Raw genomic sequence first — 13,373 nt, 5'->3', positions numbered from 1 at the left:
GGCCACATCAGCCACAAGTCAGAGTTTTCGACTATACGTCCAGGTGGGTACGTTCGAGTCGCGCGCAACCGAGTAACTTTCGGCGTCACCAAGATATTGGAACCCGCAATGGGTCAACACGCGGGCCGAAGCCGGATTGTCCTGAAAGACACTCGCGAACATTGTCGAGTTTTTCAGCGGGTTCGCATTGACCATAGCCTCGACCGCCATCGAAGCGATCCCCGTATTCCAGTAAAGCGGTGCAACCCAATATCCGACTTCGGATTGATTCCGATCCAGTTTCTTCAACGAAATTAGCCCGATCAACTCGGGACCGCCATCCTTCGTAGCGTCCATTGCCCAGACATCTTCGTCGCGCTCATCGGCCATGGCACGACCAACGAAGGCTTCGATGGAACCGGGCGGCAACGGGTGAGGGATGGCCGTCGTCATACGGGCAACTCTCTCATCCCCGGCGTAATGCTCGATTAGTCCCATATCCGATCGACGCAAGGGGCGCAGATCGAACCGCACGGCTTCAATTACCGGCTGATTTATTATTGTTTCAAGTTTCATTAGTGCGTTCCTCCTCCGAACAACACGAAAAGTACGGACGCAACAGTCAAACTCGCTAACGTCCACATCAGATATTTTTCAGCACCCCGCCCTTCAACCACATGGGCAATTCTATCTCCGGCAAAAGTCCAGATTGGATGCAGAATCAACTGGCAAATCAACAAACAGAGAGCGATCGTGAGTGTCGCGTCAAAGCTGGAAGTTCCTGATGCGACAAAGCCTGTGAACCCTGCAATGATCATGGCCCATGCCTTTGGATTCAAAGGATGTACGATCAAGCCTGCCCAAAACCCCGGTGCGTCGCCTTCAAGTTTGCCAGATGACAGACGAAGGTTGGCAATCTTCCACGCAAGCCAGACAATATACGCGGCTGACGCGTATTTAAGGATGGCAAAGATCGCCGGCGCCTGTTCCGCCAACTGCAACAGGCCAAAACCCACGGGCCAGATGATCAACTGTTTGCCCAAGATCACGCCCGCCACGAACGGCAACGCTGCACGAAATCCAAAGCGCGCACCTGTTCCCAACAGGACCATGTTGGCCGGTCCCGGCGTGCCGACCTGACTGGCGGCAAAGATCAGGAAACTGGTGGTTGCGACTGTCATCTGAGCGTTGGATCAAGGTTGTGTTAAAAACGAGAAAGGGGACCGGCACTTTCTGCCGGTCCCCCATGAATTTTTCTTAAACCTTCTGGGTTTCGGCTTACTCTGCGGCCTCCGCCACTGGCAGGACCGAAATAAAGGTGCGGTTTTTGAGTCCCTTGTGGAACTTCACGGCGCCATCAACAGTTGCAAAGATAGTGTGATCTTTGCCAATGCCTACGCCTTCGCCCGGCCAGAACTTGGTGCCGCGCTGACGCACGATGATGTTGCCTGCGATGGCCGCCTGGCCACCGTACAGCTTCACGCCAAGGCGGCGACCAGCTGAGTCGCGACCGTTACGGGAGGAACCGCCAGCTTTTTTATGTGCCATTCTCTCTCTCCTTAGCCTTTGGCCAGCTCTTTGGCCTGCTCAACCCATTCGGGTTTCACTTTGACCGTTTCGATAGCAGCAATCTGCTCATCCGACAAGGCGGCCAGAGCGGCAAAGCTCTCGATACCGGCCTCGACCAGCTTTTTGGCAGCGGCGGGGCCGACACCGTTCAGCTTGGTCAGATCATCAGCGGCAGCAGTTGCAGCGGGTGCTTCTGCTTTTGCTTCAGCTTTCTTGGCAGGCTTTTTCGCTGCCGGAGCAGCTTCGCCAGCCGGTGCCGAACCGGTTGCAGCTTTGATGCCCGACTTGTCAGCGCCCGACGACAGAATGTCGGTGATTTTGACCAGAGTCAGTTTCTGACGGTGGCCAACGGTACGCTTCGAGCTGTGCTTACGACGGCGTTTGACGAACTTGATGACCTTGTCACCTTTGATCTGTTCGATCACTTCGGCCTGTACGCCTGCGCCTTCGACGAAAGGTGCGCCAACAACCGGAGCGTCACCGCCCAGCATCAGAACGTCGTTGAATTGAACAGTTTCACCTGCGTCGGCAGCCAGCTTTTCAATGCGGAGCACATCGCCCGCCTGAACCTTGTACTGCTTGCCGCCAGTCTTGAGGACCGCAAACATGCGTCTTTCCTTTTCATTACCGCGTTCTGTGGTCCCCTATCGGGTGTTGCCGGCTTTCGCCACCTCGAACAGCGCGCCCGTGGTTTGGGCGGGTTGGCGACCCCCAAGCGTTTACTTGCGGGTCAAATAAAAACTATACCCGGCACAGATAATCCGGCCGGGATGCGGGCTTATCCAAGTATTGGCTGGAAAAGTCAACAGGGTTTCAGACTAGAGGTCCGATGCTGACAGCGCCTGCGCGATCGCAAGTCCTAGATCGTAGGAGATACCGTCATACAATTGATCGAACCCCTCGAAAAGAGCTGCATTTAACGCCCTCCCCGTCTCGGTTCGGGAAAAAGCGATATTTTCGCGCATCTCCGCATCATTCAACGGTTGGTATGCCAGCAACAGAAAGGAATACAGCCAGATAGTGGTTTCTTCTTCTGTCAGTTCCTTCTGTGACAGAAGTTCCGATAGCAGTGCCCGATCATCCGTTGACACATTTTGCCCATCTGCCAGGCCCCGGAAAAAGCTGAAATCGGCACTCAGCGAACCGCTGACATTCTGATCGACCAAATCGTTGGCACGTATGTATTCGTCGACCAGCAGAAAAAACGACGAAGAGCGGTCGATTGCCTCATAGTTGGACCTTGCAAGTTCTTCGACGGCTTCATCCGAATAGGCCCGTCGCGCAGAGTTCTCCAATGATATGATTCTCTGACCTACATCGCTTTCGAAAAACAACGCGGCCTGTTCCAACTGGCTTTCAGATAAGGTTTGCTCAAGTGAATTGCTCAGCGCCTCGTACATTCTGTCAGCGGCATATATCTGGTCGACTTGCGATCTGAAATACGTGGTGCCGCCTCCATCCAGCATCCCAGCGGCAAGGTCAGAACTATTTGCCAGACCCTCATCCCGCAGAATGGTCACCACCTCGTCCATTTGCATTGCGTCGGCCAAACGCTTTACCGCCTCAGCGGCAGTGGCAGGTACTGCCAAGATCAATAGCGTGGAAAGGAATAGTGCAGTCAGTCGCATCAAATATCCTGAGCCGGATGCAGATCTGCCATACGGGTGGCCAGTATCTCGAACCGCCCTGCCATTATTTCGTACTGGATCGCATTCAACAACTCATAGACTTCCTGCATCAGCGGCTCTTCCAATGCGTCTGCATAGGCATCTACATCATCGTCGGAAAAATCCCGGTATGTGTACGCCGCTCCGGCCAGTGCCGACAACTGCAATGCGCGGCGCATATCTGCCTCGTTCGCGCGGATCATCTGGCGCAATTGGTCACCATCCAGCTGAAGGTCAATCACGCCAGACGCGCTGGCAGCCATGAGGAACCGGATCTGTATCTCCTGCAGGGCCCTGACCGCTGTACCGGATGAGTCGATCGCCCGGTTCATCCTTTTCAGGCTTTCAACCCGGGTGGAGCCTTCTTTAACCAGGTCAGCAACAATGGATCGTCCCTCCAATTGCTTGGCGTCATCATCCTGGATCATATGAGATGCATTTTCCGCCTCGACCAGGCGCTGGCCAAGATCCGAGGCATAAAACTCGACAGCATGAGTCAGCGCCTCGTCACTCAGTGTCTGCTCAAGAATCGAGACGGCGATTTCGTGCATAACTTCGGTGTCGAAAACATCTTCGGTCAAGCGTTTCCAATCCGACCCGAATCCATCCGGGTCGATACCCAGCATGTCAGGCGCCGAGGCCGAGGCAAAAGCGATACTGTCCAGCGCGACATCAAAACCTGTAGTGGTTAAAAACGCCTCAATTCTGTCCCGGTCTGCAGCTACAGCGGTCGCCGCGCCCAAAACAAGGGTAAAAATAGGTATCAAAGCCAGCGAAGCGGCACGTATTGCTATCTGTTTCATAGCTAACAGCCTAGGAGATTTCCGCCCGCAGGCAATTGAAATCTCCGACAAGCAGCGTTTCTGAAAATTTCCACTTGCACCGCCGGGCGATCCTCACTAAATCCCCCCCTCACAGACCCCCGCGGAGAGGTGCCGGAGTGGTCGAACGGGGCGGTCTCGAAAACCGTTGTGGGTGCAAGCCCACCCAGGGTTCGAATCCCTGTCTCTCCGCCACTATTTCGCGACCAGCGCTGTCCCTGATTACAGTCTCGTTGCCCTACTCACGCCCGAGTGCACTTGTCGTTGAACAACAGATGGGTCTGCTTTCAGATAGATCAAAATAGTTTTTCCTTTTCTTTTCCCAAAAAATCTACTGAGCTCAGCAAACACTTTCAAATAGCGATTTTCGGCCCATAGCCGACCCTGAACCCGCTCTTCAATTGCTGCAGTCGCGCCCACATTGACGCCATTCGCTGCGACCGCAAAGCTACCCTAAAATCATGGCAATTCCGTTTGCGTTTGACGCAAAGTTGACAATCACATTGCCTCGTAATGATTGAACACTTCTGTGGCACCATCCTTGCGGATCAGGTAGACCGAATAGGCCTCTCGCTTACTCTCAGGTCCCATGCCGGGTGAGCCAAAGGGCATACCGGGAACCGTCAGCCCCACCGCATCGGGGCGCTCGGCCAGAAGACGCCGGATATCGGTTGGCGGCACATGGCCTTCGATGACGTAGCCCTCGACCAGGCCGGTGTGACAGGAGGCCATCTCCTCCGGGACACCCTTGGTGGCTTTATATTGAGACAAGGTCTCCCAAGAGGCGTTCTGCACCTCCATCTCGAACCCGTCGCGCTGCATGATGTCGATCCAAGCACCGCAACACCCGCAGTTCGGGTCCTTGAGGACCTCTACCCGCGGTTTGGCGGTTGCCAGAGCCGGCGAGGCAAGAGTGATGGCGGAGGCACCAAGGCCAGCCAGGAAGAGGCGGCGGTCGAGTGTCGGGGTGGTCATGTCATTTCCTTTCCGTTTTCACGACTGCGGTGTGACGACGGTTCTTGTGACTGAAATCGCGGGCAAGTGTCATGATATGTGTCAAGCAGGCGATCACGAACCGCCCTGCATCTGTTCGCTTTCGGTACGCACCGCCTGCATGTCGCGGATGCGCTCGGGCCAGGTAGATTTGATATAGGCCAGGATGTCCCAGATCTGCTGGTCGCTCAGGCTGTCGCCGAATCCCGGCATACCGCTGGCGAAGCCGGACACGCCGCGGGTTTCCAGCGCCGTTTCACCACCCCGTTTGGTGTAGTCAAACAGCAGCGCATCCCCGTGATGCCAGGTATGGCCGGTTTCGTCATGGGGCGGAGCAGGCAGGGTTCCATCCTCATTTGGGGCGCGCCAATTGGGTTGCCCCTCCAGTTCAGCTCCATGGCAGGAAGCGCAAAACTCGGCATAGAGCACCGCGCCCTCCTCAACATCGGACTTTTTCGGTTGCAGCGGAGGTCCCGCCTGTGTGCCTGACGGCGAGAGCCATACGACCGCAGCACCGGTGACGACAATCCCGGCCAGGGCAAATGCAAAGATGGTTCCGGTATTCATTGCCTCATCCCCCTTCATGTTCGTCCATCAGATAGGTCGCGATAGCAGTCCGGTCGGCCTCGGTCAGGAAACTTGTGCCGTAAAGCACGACCTCCCCCATGGACCCGCCAAAGGCGTCCCCTTCAGGCGTGATGCCGGTGCTCAGGGCATAGGCCAGGCTGGCCACATCCCATCCCTTTTCAGCCAAAGTCAGGTGATCGATGGCCGGTGCTTTCTCACCGTCTGGCAGCGCATCGCTGCCCCGGAAGTGCGCTGTGTCGGACTTGCGCGCGCCGGCGAAGTTGCGCCCTGTATGGCAGGCCGCGCAATGGGTGGCCCCTTCGACCAGTTCGCGGCCCCGGTTCCATACCGCGTCCTTACCCGCCACCGGTCCTGTCCGTGGAAGCTCCAGATAGGCGGCGCGCCAGAGTTTCAGCCCCCAGCGCTGGTTGATCGGAAAGCTCATCTCGGGCGAACGCGACGGTTTGGCGACTGGTGGCACGGTTTGGAAGGCGGCCCAGAGATCGGCAATCTCCTGATCCGAGAAGTTGGCATAGAAAGTATAGGGGAAGGCCGGGTAGTAGGCGTGCCCTTCGGGCGAAACCCCCTCGCGGACGGCGCGGGCGAACTGTGCCCGACTCCAGCCTCCGATCCCGTGGTCAGGGTCGGTGGTGAGGTTTGGCGAATACAGCGTGCCAAACGGGGTCTCCAGCGCCATGCCACCCGCCAGTGGCGCTCCGCCTTTCGCGAAATCGGTATGACACGCGATGCAGCCGGAGGCGCGGGCCAGATAAGCACCGCGGTCGGCATCCCCCTCCAGGGTGATGGGCACGAGAGGCTGGCCGATCGGCCAGGCCATCAGGCCGACAAGGCTAACTGCGGCGATAACAGCACCAGCCAGACCCAGACGATAGAACATACGCATCGTCCTGGCCTATTTCTCGACCCGAAAGCGTGTGTGGCAGGCCGAGCAGACCTGTCCCATCATGGTGAAAACCCCGTCGGCCGGCATCTGCGACAGGTCCATCAAATTGGCGCCTACACCGGTTCCCATCATGCTGCCACCCATCATTGAGCCGCCCTGACCGCCCATCATATCGCCGACTGCTGGTGCCACGCCCGCCATCATCAACCCGTTTTCGGAAGCTTCCGCCAATCCGTCCGCCATCACACGCAGCTGATCGGCCAAGGCTAAAAACGCTTCCCAGTCCTGCCAGATCTCTGGCTTCGCCTCGGATGGTGCATCAAGGCTGCCTTTGGGGAACAATTTGGTCAGCGCCTCGCCGGCATGGCGACTGATATCCTCCGACCGTTCGCGCACCACAGCGGCATCATAGTCGACCTGCCCCCGCATCATCGGGGTCAGCACTTTCATCGCCTCTTTCATCACTCCCATGCCATCCATGCGTTCTTTTACAACGCCGGTGGCACCGCCATGCGCAAACACCGATTGGCTTGCTACAGCCAGAACGGACGCAACCACCGCGCCGAGCAACAGTTTTTCAGTATTCATCGGATTTTCCTGTCTGAGTTATCTCATCACGCCAAAGGGCGTGCGCGGATACGGATCAGATCAGGGCTTTGGGTGGGGGCGGATCAAAATTCGAAACAACCGGGATGCCATTCGTCGCGCGCGGCAGACCATACCGTTCACTACATCCCGATAAATCCACGTTCAGATTTGACAGTTGGATGATCGCAGGGCCACTGCAGAACGCCCCGCCGTGACAATGGCCTTGGTGGTCCTTTGCAGCATGTTCAACTTGCGTTTGAACCTCGACGGAAACCACGGAGGGCTCATGTTTTCCATGGGCCTCAGCGACTCCGCCGGACAAAAGCAGAGCAGCGACGAACACGCCTGCCGCGACGAGCATCAGCCCAATCCATCTGCGATTGTCCAAAAGCACTGCTCAGTTCATCCCATTGTGTTATTTCAACTCTCTTACCGAGACGATGATGTTCTCAACCTCTGCGCGGGTCAAGTCTTCGACCAGCGGCAACTCGCCGAACCGACACTGATGCGCGACCAAGTCTAATTTCCGCTCAATTGTTTTGGTGCTCTGTTGCCAATACCAGTGAAGATTCCCATTCGCGGGTCGTCGGCTATGCTTCATCCATGTCAAACGTTTCTGAACGAAGGCTGGCAGCTATTACGGCTGCGGATGTCGCAACTAATCCAATCTCATGGGAGAGGATGAAGCCGCCGAATTGACCGCGTTGCGTCGTTTTCTAAGCAACCTTCTTACTCCAACAATTGGTGCGCACGGCGGTCGGGTGATTAATAAACATAGAGGACGGCTGGTTGATTGCGTTTGCCAGCTTTGTCAGTGCTATCGAATGCGCGATGGCTATCCAAAACGGACTGACCGATAATCCTCAGCTTAAGTTGAGGATGGGTTTGAACAGCGGCGACGGGATCGACACGAAGAAGCCATTGAGTGGGCCGAAGCGTCAATCCGCAACTAGCCACATCGCAGCAGCTCTTATCTGGATCTTGCCGTGAACAATGCCATTTGCTGTAAGTTAGATGAGGTCAGGCATGCTGTTTTCGACCTAAAGCGTTTGGTTCCTGACGCCTCGCTCCATTTGGCTGAACGCACGCATCCGTTCACGCGATCCGAAGACCACGGACAATATCAACAGGGTTTGCGAGCAGCAGGTTTGAATAGATGCTCGATGTCGGTCAGGCGGGTGGACAGAATCTGACCCCACGCCATAAGGATCAGCGCGGCAAGACCCAGATACTGGGAAAGCAACGCGGCTTGGTCAGTGATGACTGGCAGAGAAAAGAGCCGATATGCGGGAACAAGCGTTGTTGCACAGATCAGAATGAGGCCAATCGGATTCATCTCGGGTTCTTTTTGAAAATGGGGTCGCCTTTACCTGAGAAGCTGTTGCGTCCAACAAAATTGGCCTTTTGGCAGAATTCAAGCGACATAGGCCGAAAGTTCATGCCCATCATGGCGCTTGGTTTGGCCTAACCGGTAAAGCTCATATCAATCTCACTACGGTGTCTGGCTGTGGAGCCCCAAAGGAGAGTTTGTGGACCACCTTTGTGAGTAAGTGGAAGTGGTCCACAGAGATAGCAGTTTGGTGAACTGCTATCTCATGGCCACGCGCGAGAAGGTCGAGGTGGCCAATCAGAGTTCTTTGTTTTGGTTTGCCAAAACACGAGTGACCTACGGTTCAGAACTTCCATTCGTAGGAGGCCCATAGCGCCTGTGTCGATACGTCAGCCCCGAGGGTCGATCTTGCTTCGAGGCGAACGACTCCCCCGTGATCGAACGGTTTCTCGTAGTTCAGCCGCACCTCTCCAAAGGTATCTGTTCCTCCCCCGCCTGACGCCAAAGAAAGTGTGTTGCCAAATATGGTTACATCCACAACTGACGGGGCATCCGCGTCCCGATGAACTGCCTCCAGAGATGCTGACAGGCGCCCACCAAGCATCGGGGTTGCATAGGCACCGCCGATCCGGGTTTCGTTGAATGTGACGGTCCTGTCGCCAACTGATGCGTTTACGGTTTGGCCTGTTTCGGTGTAGCCATCCAGTTTTTGCTCGCCGTAGAGAAAGCTTGCCCTCGGGGTCAGGATTGAGCCATTTCTCAAGGCGATTTCTCGCTCTGCCGCAACTAAGGCAGTTATAATGTTGCTGGAATAGTCGGCCTCCGACGTCGTGCTCCCGCTGAAACGAGCCTCGCTATTGTCCAGGTCGCCGTATCCCAAACCAAAGCTCAGATCGGCAAACCCGAAATTTTGAGCGACGATACCGCTGATAAACACACCCGTGGTATCAAAAGTCGAAGATCCAAAGGTTCCGTCATTCTCCAAATAACTGGCCCCAAACCCGTATCGCAATCCAGTTCCAAGATCGCGGGTCGCACCTAAGCTGACGCTCCACATATTTGACGTAAGGGATGCGGAGCTGCCGCTTGCCGTACCATCACTTCTGCTGCCGCTAACCAGGAAGTATGGTCGGAACCCTTCGATTGGACCACTTCCGCGAGTACTGAGCGCCACCCGGTCACGGTCGACATTACCGGCATCGGCGCTGTCCAACTGGCGTGCAAGAGCGTATGAAAGCCCAGCAATCTCAAACGACTGGTTTGTGTTTGGTTGCAGTTCCTTGGCATCGAACGAGGCGTAGACGGGTGCCGCCCCTCCTTCACCAGAGGTAAACCACCCCTGAGACGCAGAGGACACCGAGGTGGTGAATACACCGTTGGCGCTGTCATCATCCTGGAAACGGTAGACAACGCGACCGCCGACGTGACTCAGGTTTACGTCGTGATCGCTGACCCGAATGGTTCCGGTGATATTTGCCGTGGATTTGGCATTTAGCGTACCTCCTCCGTCGCCCAGGTAAATCGCATAGCTTTTGCCGGTAGACACAGCTGAGACGTCACCTGTCACATTGACAGTGCCTTGGGCGCTACCGACAAAGATTCCGAATACTTCTGTATCTTTGCCACCATTGGTCGAGGCCGATATTGGGCCGGTGCTATTCAGAGTACTATTCGCGCTCAAAGCGCCAAGGGTCAGCCCACGCGCACGCACAGTCTGGTCGCCTTTCGCAGACACCGAGATCGCGCCCGAATTGTCTACCAGACCATCAACATCGCCGACCTCCAATCCAATCGCTTCTACTGCCGCCGCATTACGACCGTCGACGGCAACCTGAATCGAGCCAGAGTTCGAGATGCGGTTATTGTTTGAAATGTTACCCGCGACAATCCCTGCACCGAGCGCAGACGAGCCTCCGGAAGTGTTGACAGCGACGGAGATATTTCCGCTGTTGGTTGCATTAAAGTTATCTCCGCCTTGGCCAAGGAAGATAGCGTAGCCCTTCCCGGATGACTGGACATTGACGTCACCTGTCGTTGTGATCGCGCCCTGAGCATCGCCGACAAAAATACCATAAGCCTCTGCGTCTGCACTGCCGTTGGCAGACACAGAAACTCTGCCGCTATTATTCAGAACACCGCCCGATTCCAATCCGGCACTGGTCAGACCATGGGCTCGAACCTGTTGATCACCTTGGGCCGATACGAAGATGGCGCCTGAATTTTCAACACGCCCTTCGATAAAACCAACACCCAAGCCAACAGCGCCGACTGTTGCCATATTCTGTGTATCGACGTTCACTTGGACGGTACCCGAATTGGTGAGGCTGGCTGTATTCACAACACCGCCTGCAAAAATACCTTCTGCATAGGCTGATGAACCATGCGCATTTTTGACCGCAACAGAGATATCCCCGCTATTGGACAGCTGACCATCCAATCTGGATATGTTTATCCCTTGTGCATAGGCATAGTTCATGCGGTCGCCAATGGCTGCGACCGTTATGTTACCCGAATTTGTATACGTACCACCAATGAATCGCGACACTATTCCAGTTGCGGTCATGCTCGACCCGTTTGTCGCAGTTGCGGCAACATTGATATTGCCGGAGTTTGTATAACTGCCGGCGTGAGGTGCAAAATTTCTGTGTTTGATTCCAGCCGCAGCTGCTGTTGTTGCTCCCGATGCGGCCACCGTTATGGTGCCCGAGTTGAAAAACGAACCGTTAACAGCGCCGGTTTCAATTCCACGGGCGACCGCCGATGTTCCCTGTGCCTGAACCGTTATAGCCCCCGAATTTTGGAATGTTCCATCAATTGTACGAGTGCGAATACCCTGGGCTTCCGCAGTTCCGCCCTGTGCAATCGCCGTGATCGAGCCGTTGTTTTCTAGCTTGCCAGTACTGTCGACATTGGACGCAAAGATGCCATAAGCGCTAGCAGTAGCGACATCAGATTTGGCCTGAACAATCAGACTGCCACTGTTGCTAAGGGTCCCCGAAACAAGACCACGCGTCAGAATCCCATTGGCACTTGCTTGCGATGTTTGACTCTCCACCAGGACCGAGACTGTGCCCGAGTTGTTAACTTCGGCATCTGTCAAAATGCTGGCTACCCGAATACCTTCAGCTGATGCATACTCCCCCCGCGCGGCAACCGTTATACTTCCACTGTTGGACAGTGTCCCGGCCACGGTGGAAGATCTGATGCCGATGGCCTCGATGCTTGAACCGTTGATCGCGTTGACTGAAATCGAACCGGAGTTGCCGAGAGCACCGTTGATCTGACCAACGTCGATACCCAAAGCCGTTGCATGCCTTGCCGCATCAACCTGAATGGTTAGGCTTCCAGAGTTTGTGAGCGTTCCGTTCAGAGTCCCCGTTGCGATACCTGCGGCACTTCCGCTACCGGCGCGTGTAGTGGTTGCAGTTGCTGAAATCGCGCCGGAGTTGTTCAATGCCCCATCAACATTTCCGGTCGCTATTCCAAATGCTCCGGCACTCCGGCCCTGGCCAGTCACCCTGATTGGACCTTCGTTTTTCAATGTGCCTTGAACGCGTCCTGTGACAATACCAGTTGCGTTGCCGCTGCTGGTTCCGGTTCCATTCACCACCAGCTGGCCTGTATTGGTCAGTTGACCACTGATATCACTAACTTCGATCCCACGCGCTGAAGCTTGGCCATTGCTGACACGCGCATCGGCAAAAACCGAGGCCTCGTTATTCACCGTTCCTGACAGGTCCAGCCCTTCGATCCCACGTGCCAGCGCTGATGTGATTCCAGTCGCGATCGCTATGAGCTGCCCGGTATTCGTCACGTCTCCAGTGATGTCACCGAAGTCCAAACCGTCAGCAATGGCACCCGATTGTGTCGCAAACGCTCGGATGTTGACCAAGCCTGAATTGTTAAGGCGGCCATTGACACCGAGATTCCCTATATCAATCCCATCGGCGCCAGCGCTTCCACCTAACGCTTGACCATCAATGACTCCTGAGTTGGTCAGGTTTCCGTTCAGGTCGACTACCTCGATGACATCAAGATTCGCCGCGCCTGTGCTGCCCGCTGTCATTGCAACAGTCAGAGCACCGGTGTTTTGAACGCTGCCCGTGAGGGTCGAAACCTCGATCGCATCACCGTTTGCGTTGGTTTGTGCATTCCCGACTACGTTAATAGCACCAGAGTTGTTCAGAACACCTGAGACATCGCTGACAGCTATGCCGTCGGCACCAGCATTAGGACCGCCAGTCGCAGAAACAGATAGTACGCCGGAATTGTCGAGAACACCTGCGACCGTTGTGATTTCAATACCGTCCGCAAATGCGGCACTGTTGGTACTTTTCGCGTTAACGGTAATTTGCCCACTGTTGCTAACGGTGCCATTTGCAATTTGCGCGACAATTCCGTTCGCCGATACCCGGGAACTGAGATCAGCCTGCACATTGATCGTTCCACTGTTGGACACCGTGCCATCGATCTGAGTGTTGGAAAAACCCGACGCGGTACCCAATGTTAGTGCCGAATTTACGATATCGATGGTGCCGGTGTTTTGCACGGACCCCGTTACAATCCCGACAACATCGATGCCTCTCAACGCGGCACTGTCGCCAAGAGCTGCTCCCATTGAGATTGTCCCGGAGTTCAGGACAGTGCCAGACAAATCGCCGTTGATGTCGATTGCTGAGCGGGTCCTCACATTCGCCTCGGGGGCCGTCAGTTGTCCGGCGTTTGTCAGCGTGCTGGAATAGTTCGGTACATTGACCTGCACCAATGCAGGTCCAGGCAAGCGGTTGATGTCGATTGATCCGGTAGTCGTGATCGTGTGGTCTTCGTCTATTGAACTGACCAGAGGTGTTGTCCGCGTCCCGTTGACGACTTCACCAAACGATGCCCCGGCCGAAACAGCCAGAACCGAGGCTGAACACAAGAATAGCGAGGGCGCGATGCTTGCCACTCTTCCC

General features: G+C 55.6%; 13 protein-coding genes and 1 tRNA gene. 1 reads left to right on the top strand and 13 read right to left on the bottom strand.

Translation table 11 applies throughout. The annotated features are described in order from the left end of the window. Positions 1-18: 18 nt before the first annotated feature. The 6 genes from ACR0NA_RS03425 to ACR0NA_RS03400 form a co-directional block, all read right to left on the bottom strand. The gene (locus ACR0NA_RS03425) at positions 19-555 is read right to left on the bottom strand and encodes a GNAT family N-acetyltransferase (RefSeq protein WP_170655512.1); all 537 of its coding nucleotides are present in this window, start codon (positions 553-555) and stop codon (positions 19-21) included. Further along, positions 555-1,160 carry a LysE family translocator gene (locus tag ACR0NA_RS03420; protein WP_480726055.1) on the bottom strand — a complete coding sequence of 202 codons (606 nt, stop codon included), beginning with the start codon at positions 1,158-1,160 and terminating at the stop codon, positions 555-557. Before ACR0NA_RS03420 ends, ACR0NA_RS03425 begins: the two co-directional genes overlap by 1 nt. A 97-nt stretch (positions 1,161-1,257) precedes the next feature. Further along, on the bottom strand, positions 1,258-1,527 hold the full coding sequence (gene rpmA, locus ACR0NA_RS03415; protein WP_050602452.1) for a 50S ribosomal protein L27: 270 nt from the start codon (positions 1,525-1,527) through the stop codon (positions 1,258-1,260). A gap of 11 nt (positions 1,528-1,538) precedes the next feature. After that, positions 1,539-2,156 (bottom strand): 50S ribosomal protein L21, encoded by a 618-nt coding sequence (locus ACR0NA_RS03410; RefSeq protein ID WP_480726051.1) that lies wholly within the window; start codon positions 2,154-2,156, stop codon positions 1,539-1,541. A 210-nt stretch (positions 2,157-2,366) separates the two neighbouring features. Beyond that, positions 2,367-3,176, bottom strand: a complete 810-nt coding sequence (locus ACR0NA_RS03405; RefSeq protein ID WP_480726049.1) for a DUF2059 domain-containing protein — start codon at positions 3,174-3,176, stop codon at positions 2,367-2,369. Beyond that, positions 3,176-4,018: a DUF2059 domain-containing protein gene (locus ACR0NA_RS03400; protein ID WP_480726047.1), complete on the bottom strand. Its 843-nt coding sequence runs from the start codon at positions 4,016-4,018 to the stop codon at positions 3,176-3,178. Before ACR0NA_RS03400 ends, ACR0NA_RS03405 begins: the two co-directional genes overlap by 1 nt. Positions 4,019-4,141: 123 nt before the next feature. Between ACR0NA_RS03400 and ACR0NA_RS03395 the strand changes: the two genes are divergently transcribed. Further along, positions 4,142-4,231, top strand: a tRNA-Ser gene (locus tag ACR0NA_RS03395). Positions 4,232-4,534: 303 nt separating this feature from the next. On the opposite strand, the gene ACR0NA_RS03390 is transcribed toward ACR0NA_RS03395, so the two are convergent. From ACR0NA_RS03390 to ACR0NA_RS03360, 7 genes are all read right to left on the bottom strand, one after another. Beyond that, positions 4,535-5,011, bottom strand: coding sequence for a DUF411 domain-containing protein (locus ACR0NA_RS03390; protein ID WP_480726044.1), 477 nt, complete (start codon positions 5,009-5,011; stop codon positions 4,535-4,537). A 93-nt stretch (positions 5,012-5,104) separates the two neighbouring features. Further along, positions 5,105-5,596, bottom strand: coding sequence for a c-type cytochrome (locus tag ACR0NA_RS03385; protein ID WP_480726042.1), 492 nt, complete (start codon positions 5,594-5,596; stop codon positions 5,105-5,107). A gap of 4 nt (positions 5,597-5,600) precedes the next feature. Beyond that, the gene (locus tag ACR0NA_RS03380; protein WP_480726039.1) at positions 5,601-6,500 is read right to left on the bottom strand and encodes a c-type cytochrome; all 900 of its coding nucleotides are present in this window, start codon (positions 6,498-6,500) and stop codon (positions 5,601-5,603) included. 9 nt (positions 6,501-6,509) lie between these two features. Next, positions 6,510-7,088: a c-type cytochrome gene (locus tag ACR0NA_RS03375; protein WP_480726037.1), complete on the bottom strand. Its 579-nt coding sequence runs from the start codon at positions 7,086-7,088 to the stop codon at positions 6,510-6,512. A gap of 55 nt (positions 7,089-7,143) precedes the next feature. Next, positions 7,144-7,449 carry a hypothetical protein gene (locus ACR0NA_RS03370; protein WP_480726035.1) on the bottom strand — a complete coding sequence of 102 codons (306 nt, stop codon included), beginning with the start codon at positions 7,447-7,449 and terminating at the stop codon, positions 7,144-7,146. Between the two features lie 762 nt (positions 7,450-8,211). Continuing rightward, the gene (locus ACR0NA_RS03365; RefSeq protein WP_480726033.1) at positions 8,212-8,424 is read right to left on the bottom strand and encodes a hypothetical protein; all 213 of its coding nucleotides are present in this window, start codon (positions 8,422-8,424) and stop codon (positions 8,212-8,214) included. Positions 8,425-8,761: 337 nt separating this feature from the next. Next, positions 8,762-12,922 (bottom strand): beta strand repeat-containing protein, encoded by a 4,161-nt coding sequence (locus ACR0NA_RS03360; protein ID WP_480726031.1) that lies wholly within the window; start codon positions 12,920-12,922, stop codon positions 8,762-8,764. Positions 12,923-13,373 lie beyond the last annotated feature (451 nt).

It is taken from the genome of Ruegeria sp. C11, from assembly GCF_056537725.1.
This window is presented reverse-complemented; position numbering and strand designations above follow the sequence as displayed.